The organism is Nitrosopumilus sp. b2 (assembly GCF_014078535.1).
In the GTDB taxonomy this organism is placed as follows: Archaea; Thermoproteota; Nitrososphaeria; order Nitrososphaerales; family Nitrosopumilaceae; genus Nitrosopumilus; species Nitrosopumilus piranensis.
The window spans coordinates 160,224-180,987 of record NZ_MU078705.1; the positions used below are offsets into that span (position 1 = coordinate 160,224).

General features: G+C 32.8%; 26 protein-coding genes. 13 read left to right on the top strand and 13 right to left on the bottom strand.

Annotation, left to right across the window (positions count from 1 at the left end):
* Window positions 1-19: 19 nt before the first annotated feature.
* The 5 genes from C6989_RS08700 to C6989_RS08720 form a co-directional block, all read right to left on the bottom strand.
* Complete coding sequence (locus C6989_RS08700) at window positions 20-382, bottom strand: hypothetical protein (RefSeq protein WP_182126919.1); 363 nt, start codon at window positions 380-382, stop codon at window positions 20-22.
* A 10-nt stretch (window positions 383-392) separates the two neighbouring features.
* The gene (locus C6989_RS08705; RefSeq protein WP_148703248.1) at window positions 393-578 is read right to left on the bottom strand and encodes a hypothetical protein; all 186 of its coding nucleotides are present in this window, start codon (window positions 576-578) and stop codon (window positions 393-395) included.
* Between the two features lie 59 nt (window positions 579-637).
* Window positions 638-2,035: a cryptochrome/photolyase family protein gene (locus C6989_RS08710; RefSeq protein ID WP_182126920.1), complete on the bottom strand. Its 1,398-nt coding sequence runs from the start codon at window positions 2,033-2,035 to the stop codon at window positions 638-640.
* An 86-nt stretch (window positions 2,036-2,121) separates the two neighbouring features.
* Window positions 2,122-2,529: a hypothetical protein gene (locus C6989_RS08715; RefSeq protein ID WP_255464684.1), complete on the bottom strand. Its 408-nt coding sequence runs from the start codon at window positions 2,527-2,529 to the stop codon at window positions 2,122-2,124.
* Between the two features lie 86 nt (window positions 2,530-2,615).
* Complete coding sequence (locus tag C6989_RS08720; protein WP_148703250.1) at window positions 2,616-3,020, bottom strand: hypothetical protein; 405 nt, start codon at window positions 3,018-3,020, stop codon at window positions 2,616-2,618.
* Window positions 3,021-3,127: 107 nt separating this feature from the next.
* Between C6989_RS08720 and C6989_RS08725 the strand changes: the two genes are divergently transcribed.
* Entirely contained in the window at window positions 3,128-3,673 is a 546-nt protein-coding gene (locus tag C6989_RS08725; protein ID WP_182126921.1) for a hypothetical protein, read from the top strand.
* Window positions 3,674-3,696: 23 nt separating this feature from the next.
* On the opposite strand, the gene C6989_RS08730 is transcribed toward C6989_RS08725, so the two are convergent.
* The 3 genes from C6989_RS08730 to C6989_RS08740 all read right to left on the bottom strand — a co-directional run bounded on the left by C6989_RS08730 (window position 3,697) and on the right by C6989_RS08740 (window position 5,325).
* Window positions 3,697-4,272 (bottom strand): 2OG-Fe(II)-dependent halogenase WelO5 family protein, encoded by a 576-nt coding sequence (locus C6989_RS08730; protein WP_182126922.1) that lies wholly within the window; start codon window positions 4,270-4,272, stop codon window positions 3,697-3,699.
* A gap of 197 nt (window positions 4,273-4,469) precedes the next feature.
* Window positions 4,470-4,757 carry a hypothetical protein gene (locus C6989_RS08735; RefSeq protein ID WP_148703253.1) on the bottom strand — a complete coding sequence of 96 codons (288 nt, stop codon included), beginning with the start codon at window positions 4,755-4,757 and terminating at the stop codon, window positions 4,470-4,472.
* Entirely contained in the window at window positions 4,750-5,325 is a 576-nt protein-coding gene (locus C6989_RS08740; protein ID WP_182126923.1) for a hypothetical protein, read from the bottom strand. The genes C6989_RS08735 and C6989_RS08740 overlap by 8 nt, the downstream gene beginning before the upstream one ends.
* Window positions 5,326-5,552: 227 nt before the next feature.
* Here C6989_RS08740 and C6989_RS08745 point away from each other — a divergent pair, with 227 nt between their 5' ends.
* Both C6989_RS08745 and C6989_RS08750 read left to right on the top strand, forming a co-directional pair.
* On the top strand, window positions 5,553-5,987 hold the full coding sequence (locus tag C6989_RS08745; RefSeq protein WP_255464685.1) for a pyridoxamine 5'-phosphate oxidase family protein: 435 nt from the start codon (window positions 5,553-5,555) through the stop codon (window positions 5,985-5,987).
* Window positions 5,988-6,237: 250 nt separating this feature from the next.
* Window positions 6,238-6,552 carry a hypothetical protein gene (locus C6989_RS08750; protein WP_182126924.1) on the top strand — a complete coding sequence of 105 codons (315 nt, stop codon included), beginning with the start codon at window positions 6,238-6,240 and terminating at the stop codon, window positions 6,550-6,552.
* Between the two features lie 10 nt (window positions 6,553-6,562).
* Here the strand turns inward: C6989_RS08750 and cysS are convergent, their stop codons facing one another.
* The 3 genes from cysS to C6989_RS08765 are packed head-to-tail and all read right to left on the bottom strand — an operon-like array spanning window position 6,563 to window position 9,094.
* Window positions 6,563-7,951, bottom strand: a complete 1,389-nt coding sequence (cysS, locus tag C6989_RS08755; RefSeq protein WP_182126925.1) for a cysteine--tRNA ligase — start codon at window positions 7,949-7,951, stop codon at window positions 6,563-6,565.
* Window positions 7,952-7,953: 2 nt separating this feature from the next.
* The gene (locus tag C6989_RS08760; protein ID WP_148703256.1) at window positions 7,954-8,745 is read right to left on the bottom strand and encodes an NAD+ synthase; all 792 of its coding nucleotides are present in this window, start codon (window positions 8,743-8,745) and stop codon (window positions 7,954-7,956) included.
* 46 nt (window positions 8,746-8,791) lie between these two features.
* Complete coding sequence (locus tag C6989_RS08765) at window positions 8,792-9,094, bottom strand: Rieske (2Fe-2S) protein (RefSeq protein WP_148703257.1); 303 nt, start codon at window positions 9,092-9,094, stop codon at window positions 8,792-8,794.
* A 75-nt stretch (window positions 9,095-9,169) separates the two neighbouring features.
* On the opposite strand from C6989_RS08765, the gene C6989_RS08770 reads away from it, so the two are divergent.
* From C6989_RS08770 to ilvC, 6 genes are all read left to right on the top strand, one after another.
* On the top strand, window positions 9,170-10,411 hold the full coding sequence (locus C6989_RS08770; RefSeq protein ID WP_182126926.1) for an adenosylhomocysteinase: 1,242 nt from the start codon (window positions 9,170-9,172) through the stop codon (window positions 10,409-10,411).
* A gap of 37 nt (window positions 10,412-10,448) precedes the next feature.
* Complete coding sequence (gene metG / locus C6989_RS08775; RefSeq protein ID WP_182126927.1) at window positions 10,449-12,104, top strand: methionine--tRNA ligase; 1,656 nt, start codon at window positions 10,449-10,451, stop codon at window positions 12,102-12,104.
* A gap of 1 nt (window position 12,105) precedes the next feature.
* Window positions 12,106-12,858, top strand: coding sequence for a DUF726 domain-containing protein (locus tag C6989_RS08780; RefSeq protein WP_182126928.1), 753 nt, complete (start codon window positions 12,106-12,108; stop codon window positions 12,856-12,858).
* A 40-nt stretch (window positions 12,859-12,898) separates the two neighbouring features.
* On the top strand, window positions 12,899-13,819 hold the full coding sequence (locus C6989_RS08785) for an EF-Tu/IF-2/RF-3 family GTPase (protein WP_182126929.1): 921 nt from the start codon (window positions 12,899-12,901) through the stop codon (window positions 13,817-13,819).
* Window positions 13,820-13,853: 34 nt separating this feature from the next.
* Window positions 13,854-14,384 carry a nicotinamide-nucleotide adenylyltransferase gene (locus tag C6989_RS08790; protein WP_148703262.1) on the top strand — a complete coding sequence of 177 codons (531 nt, stop codon included), beginning with the start codon at window positions 13,854-13,856 and terminating at the stop codon, window positions 14,382-14,384.
* A gap of 158 nt (window positions 14,385-14,542) precedes the next feature.
* The gene (ilvC, locus tag C6989_RS08795; RefSeq protein ID WP_182126930.1) at window positions 14,543-15,541 is read left to right on the top strand and encodes a ketol-acid reductoisomerase; all 999 of its coding nucleotides are present in this window, start codon (window positions 14,543-14,545) and stop codon (window positions 15,539-15,541) included.
* Window positions 15,542-15,551: 10 nt separating this feature from the next.
* Here ilvC and C6989_RS08800 read toward each other — a convergent pair whose 3' ends face one another.
* A complete protein-coding gene (locus C6989_RS08800) occupies window positions 15,552-15,974 on the bottom strand; it encodes a cobalamin B12-binding domain-containing protein (RefSeq protein ID WP_148703264.1) in 423 nt (140 codons plus the stop codon).
* Between the two features lie 246 nt (window positions 15,975-16,220).
* Between C6989_RS08800 and C6989_RS08805 the strand changes: the two genes are divergently transcribed.
* A complete protein-coding gene (locus C6989_RS08805; protein ID WP_182126931.1) occupies window positions 16,221-16,430 on the top strand; it encodes a hypothetical protein in 210 nt (69 codons plus the stop codon).
* A gap of 121 nt (window positions 16,431-16,551) precedes the next feature.
* Here C6989_RS08805 and C6989_RS08810 read toward each other — a convergent pair whose 3' ends face one another.
* On the bottom strand, window positions 16,552-17,121 hold the full coding sequence (locus C6989_RS08810; protein WP_182126932.1) for a hypothetical protein: 570 nt from the start codon (window positions 17,119-17,121) through the stop codon (window positions 16,552-16,554).
* Window positions 17,122-17,241: 120 nt separating this feature from the next.
* Here C6989_RS08810 and C6989_RS08815 point away from each other — a divergent pair, with 120 nt between their 5' ends.
* The 3 genes from C6989_RS08815 to C6989_RS08825 all read left to right on the top strand — a co-directional run bounded on the left by C6989_RS08815 (window position 17,242) and on the right by C6989_RS08825 (window position 20,763).
* Window positions 17,242-17,700: a hypothetical protein gene (locus tag C6989_RS08815; protein ID WP_182126933.1), complete on the top strand. Its 459-nt coding sequence runs from the start codon at window positions 17,242-17,244 to the stop codon at window positions 17,698-17,700.
* Window positions 17,701-18,120: a hypothetical protein gene (locus tag C6989_RS08820; protein ID WP_182126934.1), complete on the top strand. Its 420-nt coding sequence runs from the start codon at window positions 17,701-17,703 to the stop codon at window positions 18,118-18,120.
* 150 nt (window positions 18,121-18,270) lie between these two features.
* Window positions 18,271-20,763, top strand: a complete 2,493-nt coding sequence (locus C6989_RS08825) for a M1 family metallopeptidase (protein ID WP_182126935.1) — start codon at window positions 18,271-18,273, stop codon at window positions 20,761-20,763.
* The last annotated feature ends 1 nt before the right edge of the window (window position 20,764 follow it).

A 20,764-nucleotide genomic window follows, 5' to 3' on the forward strand; every position in this document is an offset into this window, starting at 1 on the left:
TTGAATCACACATATTTTTTTAAAAAACATTGGTGATTTTTTTCAATTTTTTTAAATCTTTTATTTCAATATCATTACTGAGTGTCACTATTTTAGCTAATTTTGGGTTAGCTTCTTTTCCAAGTTTAAGTACTGTATCTCCTTTTAATTTTATTTCCAAAGTAATGCCTTCATGTTTGAGTTTTTTTGCAAGATCCTTTGCTTCTGATAATTGTTTTATTATTCCTGGCTTTCTTGAAATTTTTATTGGAATATCTACAATATCAATAATTTTGGAACTATTGTTGCATGAAAAACTAACTGCAGGTTTATTGTCACATTTTACACTAAGACTTCCATTTGTTAGTGATGATAAAAAATTCGAAGGGAGATTATTTTTCATTCACTCCACCTCATTTTGCAGTAATTGTCAGTCTACCTTTTAGGGAAACCGTACCTGTTGGAACTACTTTGCCATTTTTCTCAACCTTGCCTTTCATCTCAAGATCATCAAAATCATAAGTGATTGAGGCATGTTTTTCAGTAAGTTTATCAAAAACTTCTGCAAGCAAATTTGCCCATTCTTGTTCTTCGGCCATAAATTATTGTGTTAAACATGCTATTTAACTAACAAAAAAAATTTTTTCTAGTGCTAATTTTAGACTGTACACATCTTGAAAATCTCTTTTGATTTTTGTGATTCCAATTTGTGCTCCAAAATTGGTTTTGGATATGAAGAATTTTTTGGAAAACTCTTCCAAAGTAAATGAATATTTTTATCTGGCAGTTCTTTTAATTCAGGAATCCATTTTTTGATATATGTGCAATTGGGGTCAAATTTTTTTTGTTGTATCCATGGATTAAATATTCTGAACCAAGGCTGAGCATCACATCCAGTTGATGCTGCCCATTGCCAATTTCCTATATTGACACATGGATCATAGTCGATGAGTTTTGTAGCAAAATATTTTTCTCCCAATCTCCAATCAATATGCATGTCTTTTGTGAGAAATGATGCTACAATCATTCTAACTCTGTTATGCATAAATCCAGTTTGATTAAGCTCTCTCATTCCTGCGTCTACTATGGGAAATCCTGTTTGTCCTTTACACCATTTTAAAAAATATTTTTTATCTTTGTGCCACTTGATTTTTTGAAAGTTCTTGTTAAATTCTTTTGAAAATGTGTATTGAAAATGGTGCATTAAATATGTGAAAAAATCTCTCCAATACAGTTCTCTAATAATTGTATGATTTGGACCAAGTGTGTTAATACACACCTCATAAATTTCTCTTATGGAGCAAGTACCAAATTTGTTGTGTGCTGAAAGTAGTGATGTTCCATTTATTGCTGGAAAATTTCTTTTTTCGTCATAATCTACTAAATTTTTAATATTTTCTAGTCTCTCAAGGCACGATTCTCTTCCTCCTTTCTGTTGCAGTGAATTTCTTTTAATTTTTAATTCAGAAATATTTTCAATGGTTGTTTCAGATTTAATTTTGGCATCTGAAAGATTTGAAAAATTATATTTCTGCGGTTGCCTAATTGGTAATTCTTTTGCCTTTGAAAAAAATGCAGTAAAAATTTTGTATGGTTCCCCTTTACCTGTTTTGATTGTATCTACGTCATGCAGTAGTATATCATCTGCAATTACAAAATCTATTTTATTTTCTTCACAAATTCTTTTAATTTCTTTATCTCGCTTTTTACTAAATGGTGTATAGTCTCTGTTTACAAAAATTGCATCTATTTTACAATCTGTTATTAAATCCAAAATTATTTTTTTTGGATGTCCTGAAAAAATATGTAAATGTGATTTTGAATCTAAAAGTTGCTCATTGAGTTCACATATACAATCTTTAAGAAATTGCATTCTAAATTCACTGAACTTTCTATTTGATTTTTTGATTAATAATGGGTCTATGATGAACGCTGGAATTACTTCTAATGATGTCTTTGAGGCTGCAATTAAGCCAGAATTATCTATTTTTCGTAGATCTCGTCTGAATATGAACAGTGTTCTTTTGTATTTTGTTTTTTCACTAAATTCTGACAATTTCGTTATGTGTGTTGTAGGTTGTCATTACTAAAATTATTGTATTTCCAGTATAAAATTAAAACAAATTTTTTTCTAGTGGTAAATTATTTTTGTGATTTTATAAAATCAACTATGGATAGAATTTTTCCCATATCTGCTAAATGCCCATAACTTTTTTTCCCGCTAATTAATGATTTTTTCAATGGTTCGTTACTTAACGTACAGAAAAGCATTTTGCCACTACCAAGTGGAACTGTAATTCTTTTAATTTTTTGATATGATGAAATTGAATATAGCCCATTTCCGATGAAATCTTTTACTCGAGCATTCTCATCCCATGCATGCAATGCTCTCAATAATGTTTGCTTTGTTTCTTCAAATGGAACAAGATTTTTCAAACCTTCTCTTTGACTCCACCATAAAATTTCTCCTTTGTCATTTGAGACTGCAGCGAATCTAATATCATCATTGAAATCCATTAGCATATTGAGGAGTTTTTCTAATTTATCCACACAACAAGATTACCTTTTCTGTTAATAAATATTCCAAAAAGATGAACTAGTGGTAAATTGAATTTATTTGGGGTAATTTTGATGTTTTACTCAAACGTGTTTACGAAATCAACTATTGATAAGATCTTCCCCATCTCTACCAATTTCCCATAACTGTGTTTTTTAGTATTTTTCATAGGGGTGTTGTCTATACTCATAAACAACATGTGAAATGCATCAATAGGTAAAGTAACTCTCTTTGTTTTCTCAAATGATGTTATATGATACAATGGTTGCCCTAGGGGATTACGATCTGCTGTCTTACATCTGTCAATCCAATCATCTGATTCGCGTTTTAGAGCCCTTTTGGTTTCAGCTAAGGGGACTTGCAATTTTTCTGAAGTTCTTTTAGAACTCCATAAAATATCTCCTGATGTATTACTGATAACTGCAAGTCTTATGTTTTCATCAAAATCCATTAACATATTCAAAACTTTTTCATATCGTCCCATAAAACTTGTATTATTCTAGATAATAAAAAGAATTTGTTACTAGTAGGCAAGTGCCAACAAAACCCCAGTAAGGATTAACTTATATCTTATTTTGAAAAAGTATTTTCATGGTACAAACATTTGAGGGCTTTGTAGGTCAAGTTTGGCAAGAATTCCCTCAACTAGCAGAATGGCATGATGATGATCCAAATTTACTTCAATTGTGGGATTTAGAGACCTTTATTGAGGCAGGTTATCATAACTTTCATGCTAGTCGAAAAGAATTGTATCATATTAGCAAATTAATTGAAAATTATGCAAAAGATAATGGGCAACCACTACTTGCAACTTTTGAAAAAATTACCCGATACAAATTTGTTGAAAAGAGATACCAGAAGATGATTGAACAAATTCCAAAGATATGGGTTGTTGCAGATTATGGCAAAACCACTATCAAAACACCTCCAAAAATTGATGTTATTAATTGTAAAGACACGCCACTATTTGATGTCTGGAGTGTCATTACCAGAGGTCCTTATGGGCCATTTGGTTTGATTGCAGAAGAATATGAAGATGGAAAATTTAGAGGCTTCTTTACACTAAACTCCAATGTTTGCAGGCATGCTCTCAAAATTATGGGCAAAGCACTTGGCAAAAAATTTGACATTCAATAATTTTGTGATTTTTCTTTAATTTCTTAGGCCCACGCAACAATTTTTTGATCCTTATTGTACACTCCTAAAAACATACCTAAAGTGATTCTTGACGTATTACCTTGGATTTTTGTTACCTCGTGAAAATGATTTGGATTAATTATTACTAAATCTCCTTTATTCACACTTTTTAGTTTGCAGTAATTAGAGGATACAACTTTTGGTGAGTATCCAAAATCTATCTCTCTAAATTTTTCATCGCTTCTTTTCCATTGGTTCTCATAAATTATTACTTTGCCTCCAACTTCTGATTCCTGCAGATGTATGACACATGATAATTGGGAATCAATATTTGAAATACAAAATTCTTTTCCCTCGTATTTGATATTGTCTTTGTGAATGGGTATGGCTTTCCCTTTTTTGTGAATTCTAATTATGTATGGCGAAAAACTTTCTTGTGATTGTTTTGCAAGAGAAATTGAAAATGTTGGAAATGTTTTTTTGAACATGGCGAAAACCTTGGAAGATGGATTTTCAACTTTAGTAAAAATTTGTTCAAATTGTTTTTGGGTTTTTTTAGCTTTTTCAAAATATTCATTTTTTTGTGTTATGTGGGACATTAAAAATGGGCCAATATGCTCAAGTTTAGTTTTCTGAAAATGTGTTTTTTTAGCTTTTTCTATTTTTTTTATAATAAAATTACATTGCTCTTTAGAATAAAAATTTCTAATTATTATAGCTGGGATTTTTTTGTTCAAAAGCAATTCTAAATCTAAATGATTTATGCTTTGGTTTTCTATTACTAGTGGATTCCACACTAATATCCACCCACGCCTGAATGTGATACTTTGGATAAAAGAAACCCTGATTCATCCTTGCCCTCAATCTCACATTTTAGAAATGCATCATTCGTACACTGTTTCAAAATTTCTTCATTCCACTCTGATTCACTATGTGGAAGTCCAGGAATGTCTGCCTGAATAATTTTAATTTTTTCAACATCTAAGTAATTCTCTTTGTTTCCATTTTTTCTATGTGTCACATTAAGGATAAATGATGTAGGTGACAAAATATCCGATCCGTTTCCCCAAATAATGTCAGTCATTTTCTACAACTTTATGACCAAAATCAATTTTAGTTTTTAGGGATTTTTCTGTTATCTCAATTGCCTTGTTTATAATTGTGGGACTAATTGAGAAGAATCCTCTGAACATGCCGTCTCCAATATCTTCTGCCACTAATCCAAACGGACCCTTATCTCCTTTTGTTAGTACCATCCAGATTTCTGTTAAGTTAGTTCCATCACAGCTTATTACTTCTGCATTTTTTGGTGGCTGCGGGGCTAATGATGGATTATTAAAATTTCCAATAATCCATACCTTGGGTATATCTTTGACCAATTCCATGTATCTGTCTTCAACATACTTGTATCTCTTAGATGTCTCAAATGTAGCTAGTAGTGGAACTTTGTATTTTGCTGCATAATTTTCAATAAGAATACTAAGTCGATAAAGTTCTTTTCTACCTGCCTCAAATCTCACATATCCTGAATTGATGTAGTCACTAAGATACCACAATACATTATGATCTGTAATGTCTGTAATTTTTACATCTAAAAGTTTTGGAAATTTACTAAAAAGTTCATCAATCATGCTTTTGTATTCCAACTTCATGACTTTATTTTGTTAAAATGATATATAACTAGTGACCACCAATTTTACTAGTGCTAATATTACCACTAGCATCTAATTTTATTACTAGTTAAATACCATTTTTGCACAAACTAGCTATTGAAATTAAAGTTAACTAATTTTTGTAAAAATTGTGAGAATGAGTACTGTGATTGGTCATGTGATTACTGTTATGGGAAAACAGTTTTGAAAACCATTGAGAGATAAAATTGCAAAAATCTAATCCCTCAAAAATTGATTACATGCTTTCAGATACAAAAATCCCAATTAGACTTGCTTTCATCAAGCCTGATGGATTCCCAAACATACTTTCTTTATGGTATGAAGAAATTAATGGAAAAATTTTCTGCGCAACTCAAAAATCTGCCAAAATTGTTTCATATATTCAAAAAAACCCCTCCTGTGGATTTGAAATTGCTGCCGATAATCCTCCTTACAAGGGGGTACGTGGAAGTGGCACTGCTAGAATTTTAGAAAATAAAGGACAAGAAATTCTAAATATTTTAATGAAAAAGTATTTGGGAGAAAAGGAATCTACCTTGTCAAAATTTCTCAAAGAGCATTCTTCAAATGAAGTAGGAATTGAGATCATTCCTAGTAAAATTTTCAATTATGACTACTCAAAACGAATGAGGGATGTATAACAAATGCAAGATGATAGATGCCCTACATGCGGTTCCAGAAATTATGGAATTCTTGAAATAAGAAGAGATTCAAAAAATAATCCTGCTGTGAAACGTCATTGTTATAACTGCAAAAAATTTTGGTATTCTGATTCTAACTGAAGACGTGGGCATATCTTTTACCCATACCAGAAATTTTGATTAGTTGGCACTAGATTATAAAATTGTCCCTTGCTTATATTCTAAAAACACAAAATTATAGTGAGGAGAAATGCAAGAAACAACATACAAAAAAACACCACGGCTAAAATTCATGTTGATTTTGGCTGCAGCAACTTCAGTAATCCTAGTTTTTACACTAACTCCTTGGAATGTAGTTCCAACTCTAGTTACTGAGGATGTAGCCGTTATCGCCGTTACTGACTATGGCTGTGTTGGAGAATCTGTTTTGGGGCATTCTGTTGTTGTAGCAGATTGTGATGCAGGTGTTGGAGATATAATTTCTGCAGCATTTTATGTTCCTGCAATGGAACAAAACGGGTACTATGATAGAATCGAGGATAAACTAGCAATGGTTAATCCTTAATTTTTCTTTTTTAATTTTCAGCTTTGATGCTTTCTTTTTTCATCCAGATGGTCTTTCCTTTATGATCTATTAATTCTACATTCATCTCATTGAGCTTATCTCGAATTTTATCTGCTTCTTCGAATTGTTTTTCTTTTCTAAATTTTTCTCTACTTTCAATTATGTTGTCAATTTCCTGTTTCTTTTCTAAGGTCATTTCTGGGATGTTTAATCCCAAAATTTTTAACATTCTTTGAAATTCTGGCTTTATAATTTCTGCATCCTTCATTCCTAATTTCTCCTCAGCTGCCAATCTGTTTGTTTCTTTGACTAGTTGGAAAAATGCTGATAATGCTAAATGAGTGTTAAAGTCATCTTCTAACGCATCATTGAATTCTGAGGTTAGTTTGCTAATTACAGGTAGAATATTTTCATTATTTTGACTATTTGCATGAATCAGTTCATAGTAACATGTTTCAGCTTGTCTCCATTTAGTGAGATTTTCTTTTAGTAATTCTTCAGAGTAATCGATAGGCTTTGAGTAATGTCCTGAAAGGCAGAACAATCTGATGATATTTGGCCCCCAATTCCCTAAAACATGCTTAATTGACTTTATGTTTCCAACTGACTTTGACATTTTTTCACCATCTATTGTAACCATTCCAACATGCATCCAAATTTTTGCAAATTGAGCGCCTGTACATGATTCAGATTGTGCAATCTCATTTTCATGATGAGGAAATATCAGATCTCTTCCTCCCCCATGAATGTCAAAATTTTCTCCAAGGTATTTTACACTCATCGCTGAGCATTCAATATGCCATCCCGGTCTTCCCTGACCCCATGGACTCTCCCATACTGGTTTTGTATCTGAAAATTTCCACACTGCAAAATCAAGTGGATTATTTTTTGCCTCATCTACCTCGATTCTTGCCCCTGATTGCAGTTCTTCAATTTTCTTTTTTGATAATTTGCCATACTCTGGAAATTTTGATACTGCAAAGTAAACCCCGTTCTTTGATACATATGCAATTTGTTTTTTGATTAATTTTTCAATGAATTGTATGATATCTTCTATGTGTTCTGTTGCCCTTGGATAGTTTGTTGCATGCTCTACATTTAACCCATCAAAATCTTTGAAATAATTTTCAATGTACGTTGTACTAATTGCCTCTGCAGTCGTGTTTTCAGCTTGTGCCCGATTAATTATTTTATCATCAACATCTGTAAAATTTTGTATAAACTCTATCTCAATTCCTTTGTCTTCCAAATATCTTCTTAAAACATCAAAAACTATGATTGTTCTTGCATGACCAATATGTGATTCATCATATACTGTTACGCCACAAAGGTAAATTTTGACCTTTTTTGAAATATCTAATTCTTGTTCTTTATTTGATAGTGTGTCTTGCAGTTTCATAATTATTCTCTATTTGGCTTTTGAGCAGGCAATCTTTTATGTTCACTGTTTTTGTTTAGTTCCTGGATTTTCAATATTGTTGAATTGTCAATCTGTGTGAGTTTTTGAGTTTCATCTACAGATAGTTTTTTCTCAAATAGACAATAAAGAATGGAATCTACTTCTTCATATGATACTCCTAGTTCATTTTCTGCCTCATGATCTTTCCACAAGTGGGGGCTGCTCTTTTTTGAAATTATATTTTCTGGAACTCCCAAATATTTTGCAATCTCTCTGACTTGTAGTTTGTATAGTGAAATTATTGGAGTAATGTCTGATGCCCCATCTCCAAATTTTGTGAAATATCCAATTAGGTATTCACTTTTGTCACTTGACCCAAGTACGAGATAATTTTTGGCGTTTGCATAGTAGTACAAAATGTTTGTTCTAATTCTTGCTCGAAGATTGCCCTTTGCCCTTTCATTTGGTTCCAAATACATTGAATATTCGTTAACTATTGGTTTAATGTCGATTAGTTTGTATTGTATTCCAGTAAGTGAAATCATCTTTAGTGCATCTTCTGTTTCAGTTTTTGGAGTAATTGATGTGTCTGGCATTACTATTGCCAGTGTTTTTTCTTTGAGTTTTCTTTTGCAAATGTATGCCAAAACTGCAGAATCTACTCCACCACTTAATCCAAGAATTAGTCCTTCTACTTTATTTTCCTCAATTTGCTCATCTAGAAAACTTTCAATTGTATTGGTAACGGCAGCATAATCCTGATTTTTTATCTCATTAATAATTTCCTGATTCAATGAATCGTTTGTAAAAACTGAGAATAAAAATCGTGCCTAAAAATTTCTAAATGTCTACGTAGATTCCATCGTCTCTTGCCTCAACAGGATACGTCTCTAATTTGACATCTTTGAGATAGTCAGTCAGTTCTCCTGTTTTGATGTTGTAGTGCCAGAAATGAAGTGGGCATTCAACGATGTCTCCTTCAAGCTTGCCTGGTGCAATTGAACCATCTTGATGAACACATAGATCATCCATTGCATGATATCCATCTTGATTAAAAATTGCAATCTGCTTTCCATCAATTTTGAAGGCTTTGCCTTTTCCTGAATCAATATCTCCTTTTTCTGCAATTTTCTTCCAAGTCAATGATTTTCTGATAATTTTGTCATTTATTTACATTCGCATGATAAGATTTTATATCTCCAAAAGTGGGATTGTCTTATGAGTAAAGTAAAGTCTAGTCCAAAACTGATCAAAGAAGGAAAACTATCTTATGAATGGGCAAGATCTCATATGCAAATTTTAGATAATACAATTAACAGATTAAAAAAATCAAAACCTCTCAAAGGCATTACTCTTGGATTCTGTCTTCATATTACAAAAGAGACTTCGGTGCTTTTAATGGGCGCAAAAGAACTTGGTGCAAACGTTGCATGCTGTGGTGGAAATCCTCTTACAACACAAGATAACGTTGCAGCATTTTTAGCCTCTCAAGGAATTCATGTCTATGCATGGAATGGGCAATCTGTTAAAGATTATGATTGGTGCATTGATCAAGTTCTAAAACACAAACCAACAATTCTTACTGATGATGGCGCTGACATGAACATCAAGGCTCACTTTGACAAGCGATTTAAGAACATGAAAATTTTAGGTGCAACTGAAGAGACAACTGCTGGTGTTACAAGAATCAGAGCAGTTGAGAATCAAGGAAAGTTACGTTACCCTGTAATCTTGGTAAATGAGGCATATACAAAACATATGTTTGATAATCGATATGGCACTGGTCAAAGTACAATTGATGGATACCTTCGTGCCATGAATTTACTTATGGCATCAAAACGTGTTGTAGTTGTAGGATATGGTTGGGTTGGACGCGGTGTTGCATCAAGATGCCATGGAATGGGCTCCAAAGTAATTGTCACAGAGATTGATCCTATAAAAGCACTTGAAGCACATATGGATGGATTTGAGGTAATGCCAATGTCACAAGCTGCCAAGATTGGTGATATCTTTATCACCTGTACTGGAATGACTAGTGTAATTAGAAAAGAACACATTCTAAATATGAAAGATGGTGCAATTATGGGAAATGTTGGCCACTTTGATGTAGAAATTGATAGTGAATTTTTGTTAAAGAAATCAAAATCTGTTAAAGAAGTAAGACCCTCGCTTGATGAATGTGTTTTGAAAAACGGAAAGAAAGTCTATCTGATTGGGCAAGGCCGTCTTGCAAACCTGGTTGCTGCAGAAGGACATCCTCCAGAAGTAATGGCCCAATCATTTTCAAATCAGATTTTATCTGTGATGTACATCCTCAAAAATCACAAAAAGATGGAAAACAAAATAATCAATGTTCCGCAAGAAATTGATACCCAAGTTGCAGTTGATGCACTAAAGGCCATGGATGTAAAAATCGATAAACTTACTCCTGAGCAAGTAAAATATGCAAACAGCTGGTAAAACTTCTTAACCCCATCACTGCTTTTGAGAATATCTGATGAACAAGAGAGCTATCATTACTAGTGCATTACCTTATGCAAATGGTGAAATTCACCTAGGGCATGTTGCATCTACATATTTGCCTGCAGATGTCACAACTAGATTTCTAAAACAAAATGGCGTAGAAGCATACTATGTTTGTGCATCTGATGATTTTGGTACTCCGATTCTAATTCAATCTGAAAAGGAAGGAAAAACTCCTGCAGAATATGTTGCACATTGGAATAAACGTGATTATGAAGATTTTAGTGCATTCAATATCAATTTTGATTATTTTTACAAAACTAGTTCTCCTGAAAATATTAAATTTGTTCAAGATGTGTTCAAAAAATTAAATGCTGCAGGGCATATCTATGAGCAAGAAATTATACAATTTTATTGCAATAATGATAAAAAATTCTTGCCTGACAGATATGTCAAAGGAGCATGTCCCTACTGCGAGGCTGAAGATCAATACTCTGATCTTTGTGAGAGTTGCGGAAGAGTTCCTGAAGAAATAACAAATCCAAAATGTTCTTTATGTGGTCAACCGCCAACAAAGGAAAAAACAACACATTACTTTTTCAAACTTAAAAATTTTGGAGAATCACTTTCTAAATGGCTAGATGAAAATGAGCATCTTCAAAAAGATGTTAAAAAATATGTCCAAAACTGGATTAAATCTGGACTAATTGATTGGGATATTACAAGAGATATTACTTGGGGTGTTCCAGTACCACTTGAAGGTGCACATGATAAGGTATTCTATGGATGGTTTGATAACCACTTGGCATACATTTCAACTGCACTAAAATTTCTAAATGACAAAGGTATTGATGGAAAAAAATTCTGGAACTCTGCTGACATTTATCATTTTATTGGAAAAGATATTGTTTATCATCATTATCTGTTCTTGCCTGCAATGAGACTGGGAATCAACAGTGAGTACAAGCTACCTGATTATATTCCAACAAGAGGTCATCTTACACTTCAAGCAAAAAAAATCTCTAAAAGCAGAAATTGGTATATTGGACTAAAACAATTCTTAGAATATTACCCTGCAGATTATCTTAGATTCTACCTAGTGTCTATCAATCCATATTCTCAAGATGATTTAAATTTTGATTGGGATGACTTTACGACTAGAATTAATTCTGAATTAATTGGAAATCTTGGAAACTTTGTAAATCGTGCATTAGGATTTACAAAAAAGGCATTTGATGGAAAAATACCCGAGCCTGAAAAATTTGATGAAAAAGATTTTGAGGCAGAGCAAAAAATCAAAAACTTGGCATCTGAGGTTGGTGCCTTAATGGAGCAAAATCATCTTGATAGGGCGCTCAAGAAGATTATGGAATTCTCATCGTTTTTTAACCAATATTTCCAGCATAAGGAACCTTGGAAAAAAGGTTCCGGTACTGTAACTTGTGTATATCTTTCAGCCAATGCCGTTAGAAGTTTGGCAATTGCAACATTTCCCTTCATTCCTGAATCTGCCCAAAACATTTGGACTCAATTGGCTTTGGATGGTAATGTTAATGAACAAAATTGGAATGATATCTCTGTTTTAGGAGTTTCTTCAGATCATGTACTTGGGAATGCATCGCCACTATTTGCTAGAGTTGAAGAATCTGATATTGAAAAATACAAAAAACAATTAGGACCTTCAGAATGAAATGAAACATATTCCAAGAATTTCAACTAGGGGATACTATGATCTTAAAACTGGAAAAACCCTAAAGAAAAACAACTATTATCTTTATCCAAAAAAAGATTTTCAGAAATTAATTGGCTCAAAAGAATTAACCATAATGATTCACGGGTTGCGAAATGATAATGCTGGTGCAATTGCAAAAGTTCTTTTGGCTCGTAATCGATTAAGAAAATTGAATTACTATTATCCTGTTGTTGGATTTAGTTATGATTCAAACACCACTGGTGCTCATTTAATTAAACATGCAAAACATGCACTTCGTGTGGGACAGATTATTGCAAAAAAGAATGGGCATAATCTTGGACGATTTGTTGAAGATTTTAAAAAACCCAGTCCTCAAACAAAGATCCGCTTAATGGGACATTCTTTGGGCTCTCAAGTCATTTTAAGTACTGTAGAATATCTTGCAAAAAAGAAACAAAATTTTGGTATTTTAGAAAGCATCTATCTTTTTGGAGCTTCAATCACAGAAGATGTTCCTTCTTCAAAAAAATATGGTAAACTACTTCAAAATATTGTTAATAAAAAAATTGTTAATCATTATGCCCCTACTGATGAGGTTCTTAGATGGGCAGATGATAAAAAGTATGTTTTAGGGCCTCTTGGTTTACATGGTGCAATTAGAAAACCAATTTCTAAGTATCATCAAAAACTTGTAAAACCAAAAAATCATAGATTTGCAAGTTATGCTGCAGTGTTGAATACATTCCCTTAAGTTTCGTATAGTTTTTAGTGCCTATTTTTGAAATTTGATTGTGGTAAAATCAATTAATTTTGTTGTGTTGGGAAAACAAGATATTGCATCTGAATTCGGTAAAAAAGGCACTGAAACTGATCTAACTCTTTATGATAGAAAAGAATCTGATGTAATCAAAACATGGGTCATACCTAGTGGATTTCCTGATAAAATACAGCCTTTGTTTCAAGCGATTAATCTAGCTGAATATGTAATATTACATGTTGATAAACTAGACAAGTTTACTGGGGAGCAAATCATTGCACTTGATTTATTAAAAAAAGAGAAAGGAATACTGTCTCATACATTTGAAGTTGATGAATCTAAACTTGATGCCCTGATTAACGGTACTGTGGTTGAAAAATACATCAAAGTTGATCAAGACAAAATAAAAGAAGAGATGGATAAACTAGAACCCCTTTCTACTGATGGCTCATCTGAAATGGTAATTGATCACTGTTTTGATGTAAAGGGGGTTGGCACAGTAATTTTGGGCAAAGTCACTAATGGTAAAGTAAAGCAATATGATAATCTGAAACTATATCCTGCTGGAATTGATGTACTCATAAAATCAATACAAATGCATGATGATCCTGTTGAAGAATCCATCTGTCCTGCAAGAGTTGGTTTGGCAGTAAAGGGTGCTAAACCTGATGAGGTTGGGCGTGGTGATGTTATTTGTGAGGAAGGAGCAGTCAATATCAAAACTGAAATTGAAATTGATTTTCAAAAGAATCCTTTTTACAAAAGTGAAATTGCAGAAAATCAAGGTTGTTTAGTTAACATTGGATTGCAAATCAAAGCTGCAAAGTTTACTTCAATATCTCCTCTTAAACTAACATTTGAAAAACCCATTGTGTGTAAATCTGGGCAAATTGCAATTATTCTAAAACCTGAATCCCCTACAATTCGCATTCTTGGTAGTGGCAAAATAAAATAGTCTAATTTAATAAAATCAAATTTTATAATTTATTATGCGTGGATTAATGATGGGTAGATTTCAACCATTTCATCTTGGTCATTTAGATTTAGCAAAGCAGATTTTAGAACAATGTGATGAGGTAATTATTGCAGTAACTAGTGCACAATTCAATTATTTGGAAAAAGATCCTTTTACCTCTGGTGAAAGAATTGAGATGATTCATAATTCCCTTAAAGATGAAAATTTGGATTTGAAAAAATGTTTTGTAATTTCATTAGAAAATCAATTTAATGTTGCAACATGGGCATCATACTTGAAATCTGCTTTACCTCACTTTGATAAAGTGTACAGCGGAAATGATTATGTTTCAATGCTTCTCTCTGATTCTGGAATTAAAGTGGCAAAACCTAAATTTTTAGATAGAAACCAATTCAATGCTACAAAAATTCGCTCTATGATAAAATCTGATGAAAACTGGAAAGACTCAGTTCCAAATGCAGTATATGAATTCCTCACAAAAATTAATGCAAAAAATAGACTATCCGTAATTTCTAAATCTGATACCAACCCCACAAAACACTGATGGATCCCATACGTGCTTGCCCTATTTGCCCTAGTTGTGGATCAAAGAGATTTGTTAGATTGCCTGGTGATAAAGTAACTGTACAATGCCGTTCATGCGATAAAATTATTGAAATCTAAGTTTCATAGTTAATATTTGCAAAAGATTCTGCCAAAATCATGGCACAAACATGGAAAGATACTGATATCAGTCTTGATCCAATTAAAGATCAAACCATTGCTGTGATTGGTTATGGAATTCAAGGTGATGCACAAGCAAACAACATGAAAGACTCTGGTCTAAATGTTATAATCGGTCTTAAGGAAGGCGGAAACAGCTGGAAAAAAGCCGAAGCTGATGGTCACAAAGTAATGTCTGTTGCAGATGCAACAAAACAAGCTGACATTATTCACATATTGATTCCAGATATGATTCAAGGTCAAGTATACAAAGATGAAATCGGACCCAATCTTTCAGAAGGAAAAGCATTGTCATTTTCTCATGCAGCTGCAATCTATTGGAAATGGATTGAAGCCCCAAACAATGTTGATTTAATCATGATTGCACCAAAGGGACCTGGTTCTAAAGTAAGAGAAACATTTCTTGATAATTTTGGAACTCCTGCCATTGTTGCAGTTGAACAAGACTTTACAGGAAAATCTTGGGATAAAACATTGGGAATTGCAAAAGCCATTGGAAGTGCCAGAGCTGGATTGATCAAAACTACTTTCAAAGAAGAGGTAGAAACTGATTGGTTTGGTGAACAGGCAGACCTATGTGGTGGTGCAGCTTCTATGGTAACAAATGCATTTGAAACTTTAGTTGAAGCAGGATACCAACCAGAAATTGCATACTTTGAAGTCTTACATGAACTCAAACTCATCGTAGATATGATTCAAAGATATGGTATTAATGGAATGTGGAGACGTGTAAGTGAGACTGCAAGATATGGTGGTTTGACTCGTGGACCAATGGTAATGGATGCTGCAAACAAAGAGAATATGAAAAAAGTTCTAACAATGATTCAAGATGGAACATTCAACAAAGAGTGGATTTCTGAATATCAGAAAAGTGGTAAAGATGCATTTGACAAATACATGAAACAATATGACGAACACCAAATTGAAAAAGTTGGAAAACAAATGCGTAAAATGATGTGGCCTGATTCCACAGAATAATTCTTTTTTCTTATATTTTTCTTAATTTTGCTACGCCCGTATTGATATGGTTAATTATTGTAGGCAGTGGTGTTCCAGGACCAAATACATGGTCAACTCCAGCTTTAATCAATTCTTTATGATCAATTTCAGGAATTACTCCTCCGCCAACAACTAGGACATCGTTGATCTTTTTCTTTTTTAGAGCCTTTACTACTCTTGGAAATAATGTCCCGTGCGCACCATTAAGTAAACTCATAGCAATTGCATCAACATCTTCGTCTTCTGCAATCTGTGCTACTCTTTCTGGTGTTGCAAAAAGTCCAGAGTAAATTACCTCCATTCCTGCATCTCTGAATGCTCTACACAAAACAAGTGCTCCTCTATCATGCCCATCAAGACCTAATTTTGCTACTAAAATCTTGATGTTTCTTGTTTGTGTTTTTTGTTTCATGATGTTATTCGTTATTTTGTATATTTTAAAGGCTTTATTTGATTTTCGACCCCGTAAAACAAAGCAGAAAACCGCTCCTAAAATAGACTTTATTCCTTACATTACCCCATGACAATACACTATGGGTTTGTTGATATTGCAATCAAACAAGAGGTTCGAGATTTACTCCGAGATATTAAAGGAAGTAAAAGCTATTCTCAGTTTATCGCTGAATTAATTTCAAAATGAAAAGGACATACGTCATGAATGATCAGGACCAAAAAAGATGAAGAAATGAATCAAAATTGGGCCGATTTGAACAAAGATGGCAGATGTATTGAAAGACACTTGCGAATGTTAGATAGAAAACTAAAGAAAACAACTGATCCTGAAATCATAATCAAATATTGTAATTCAATTTGCTATCTTACATCAAGTAAAATTGAACTTGTAAGCATTGTACTTGGAATAAAGTAAATGATCAAAAAATCTGAAAAGAAATATAGAAAACCATCATTATTAGAAGAAGAATTAAAATGAATTTAATGTAATTTTGAAACTTTTAAATTAGTTCTCATTTTGTATAATTGTTAACTTTTTATTTATCAGAGAAACGAAATTGAAAATCATGTATTTGATCAGCAGCATCTGGATCAACTACTGTCTTTGTAGCATGTAATGAAACATAGGGCATTTCTATATCTAAATTATTAACCCCTGTGTATGAACTTGGATTCGGTTTGTCCAGACATATGGCATAAAATTGATTTTCTGACCAATGATCAAATCCGCCATGCTTCTTCATATCAATGTAAAAACCAGTTCCGCCATCTTGCCATGTAGACCAAAAAAGTAGTGCATCATAATTTACATTATTATCTTTTTTACACATGGCATTCACTACTACTCCACCAACCAAACCCGTTCCATTACCTCTTGGTGTAGCAGCAAAGGCATCTGTTTTACCATTTTCAATTATTTTTTTTACATCAAATGTATCTTCGTAATTACTTCCTGCGGGCGTACTTGTAAATGGAATAACGAGATCTACCTTTAAAGCAATATTGTCACTATCCGTATAGATTCCACCACCGCAAGAGTGTTGATTGATATTTTTTATCCACCCTGCAATTTCTTTCACTGCATTAATTGTATCTAGAATTGGCATACTGATTCTTAATATTATATTATTAAAACATTTTATTATTTGATGAAAAGTAGGCATTTTAGTAAAAAACATAAAATCTTTCTGGATCATATTTAATTAATATTATACTAGTTTCATATTATGGTAAAAAAATCATTAAACACTCCCAAAAGAAAAATCATTACTCCATCAAAAAAAATCTCTAAAACTGTAACTCCTCCAGAGTCTGTCTTCTTAAAACTTCCAGAAACTGTAATAGAAACACGTGTTCATACATTAGATTATCATACAAAATATGGTCATGTTGGAATCGAGGATTTCCCTGTCTCAACTAAATCTGTTAAAACTGATACAGATCTAATCAAAGTATTAACAACACAAGGTAGACTGGTGAAAAAAATAAAATCAAAAAGCACTTTCGATTATACTGGTTTTGTTTTGTCGACTCACCTAAATTCAAACACTGGAGAACTTTTTGAAGTCATGCATAGCGTCAAAGATGAAAAAATCATTCGCTATGTAGATCAAAGTGATAATGATGGTGAGGTAGTGTTAGCATGTGGCAATACGATGCGTCTTTGGTTACAGTATTACGGGTAAATGTCTCCTACTTACTCTATTAACACTACATCTCCTAGTAGACCTTCTTCATATTTCAAAATACCTCAAATTGTTTTACAAATTCATACTCATACTTTAGACTATCATCCCCACTTTGGTTTTGTCACCCTGACTGATTTTGTACCTTTAAAAAAAGGAATCAAATCAAAAAATGATATTTTAAAAGCATTAAAGATTCAAGGACGTGTTTGTGATAAAATCGTAAAAACATCTACCTTTACTCATACGGGTTCATTTGATTGTCTGCATTTTGACTCCAATTCCAAAAAAATGTTTTCTGTAGTACACCGCACAATCGATGAAAAGATGATTAGTTTTTCAGACTCGTCTGGCAATCAAGGTATTGTTGTTAGAAAAACTGGCTCATTGGTAAATACATGGGTTGATTTTTACCCTTAGATTTTGTTTAACCTGTTATTTTTATTCTATTTTTTAAAAAATTAAAGAAATATTTTTATTAAAACCAGTGTTTGGATAATTTTTTCGGTTATTTTTTATTTTAGATTTTAATGGATAATCTACTTAAAGCATAACTAAAGTAATTCACATGTGAACGTATTTCCAATAAATTATGAGTTAACTTTTGAACCCGATCTCAAAAACTTCACATTTGACGGTTTAGAATCAATTATTGTTTCATGTACAAAATCTACAAATATTTTAACCCTGCATTGTGCAGAATTAAAGATAAAATCTTGTCAAGTAAAACAAGGTTCCAAAATCATCAAATCTGTTCCTAAAACAAACGAGAAAAAAGAAGAATTAACAATTAGGCTGACCGAAAAAATCAAAGGCAAGGCAACAATACATCTGCAATTTCAAGGGATTCTCAATGATAGATTATTGGGATTTTATCGAAGCCAATACAAACAAGGTGGAAAAACAAAGTATCTTGCAACTACTCAATTTGAAGCAGCTGATGCTAGACGTGCATTTCCTTGCTGGGATGAGCCTGAAGCAAAGGCAACATTTGAGATTTCAATCATTGCTGATAACAAGTTTACTGCAATCTCTAACATGCCTGTAAAATCAACGAAAAAAATTAAAAACAAGACTCAGTATAAATTTGAAAAAACACCTGTTGTTTCAACTTACTTGATCTATCTTGGTGTTGGTGAATTTGAATATCTAACCGGAAAAACTGGCAAAGTCCAGATTAGAGTAGTCACTACAAAAGGAAACAAATCAAAAGGAAAGTATTCTTTAGAACTTGGAAAAAAACTTCTTTCCTCTTATGAAAAATATTTTGGAATAAAATACCCATTACCTAAACTAGATTTAATTGCAATTCCTGATTTTGCTGCAGGAGCAATGGAGAATTGGGGTGCAATCACATTTAGAGAAACAATCTTGCTTTATGATCCTAAAACATCTTCGACAAGAACAAAACAGTTCATTGCTGAAGTAATTTCACATGAAATAGCACACCAATGGTTTGGAAACCTTGTTACAATGAAATGGTGGAATGACTTGTGGCTCAATGAAAGTTTTGCAACATTTATGGCAACAAAATTTGTTGACAAATTTTATCCGGAGTGGAATCTTTGGGATCAATTTATTGAAGATGCAATGAATAATGCAATGGGATTAGATGCATTAAAGACAACTCACCCAATTGATGTCAAAGTAAATTCTCCTGCTGAAATCAGAGAAATATTTGATGCTATCTCTTATGATAAGGGTGGATGCATTTTGAGAATGCTTGAAAATTATGTTGGTGAGACTAATTTCAGAGCAGGTCTCAAGAAATATCTCTCTACATTCAAGTATGGAAATGCTAAAGGCCAAGATTTATGGGGTGCAATTGGCAAGGCATCAAAAATGCCTGTAAGTGCAATGGTAAATTCGTGGCTAAAGCAGCCTGGATTTCCTCAAATTGACATATCTCAAAAGAATAATGATTTGGTCATAAAGCAAAATCGCTTTTTGATGGAGCCTACAAAGAAAACTCAAAAAGGATTGTGGCATGTTCCATTTACTTATGGTTTGGGAAAAGATACTCAAACCAAACTATTAACAAAAAAATCAACTACTCTAAAAGCCCCCAAGGGACCTGGATTTGTTGCAAACATAGGCCGCACTGGATTTTATCGTGTAAAATATGATGATGGAATTTTACTTGATCTTAAAATGCTAGTTGATCAAAAGCAAATTCCTCATGTGGATAGATGGGCTATCCAAAATGACTTGTTTGCATTGTGTGTTGCAGGAAAAGAGGAAGTTGAAAACTATCTTGATTTCTCTGATGCATATTTTGAAGAAGATTCGTATCTACCACAAACAAATGTTGCAAATAATCTCAACTTTTTATCACTATTGACTTTCTTTGAAGATTATACCGAGCAAATTAGAAACTATGCAATTAATTACTTTCGAAAGATTTTATCTAATCTTGGATGGGTTCCTCAAAAATCAGACAAACATACTGATGCATTCTTGAGAGGTTTTTCAATTTTTGCATTAGGTAAACTTGGAGATGAACATGTACTTGAACAAGCACAAATTAAATTCAAAGAGTTTTTGAAAAACCCCTCATCACTACATCCTGATATACGTGAACCCGTTTTCTCACTTGTTGCATGGACTGGTAATGCAAAAACTCATTCCCAATTAGTAACATTGTACAAAAAAGCAAAAACTACTGAAGAAAAATTACGATTTTTGGGTGCAATGTGCAGCTTTCAAAATGAAAAATTGCTTGTCAAAACATTACAATTCTCTCAAACCTCTGAGGTCCGTTCTCAAAACATGCAATTGCCAATAATGAAGATTGCAGCCAATCCTTATGGCAAAAAAATTCTTTGGCCTTGGCTAAAGAAGAACTGGGGAAAATTAAGTAAAAAAGTTGGACATGGAAATCCTTTGTTTAATAGAATTGTAGCAAGTATTGCACTAGTAGTTGATGACTCTATGGAAAATGATATCAAGTCATTTTTCAAATCCCACCCAACACCTGGAACTGAAAGAACACAAGCCCAGACAATTGAAAAAATTAGAATTTACTCTAAATTCTTACATCAAATGAGAAAAGAATTCAAATAAT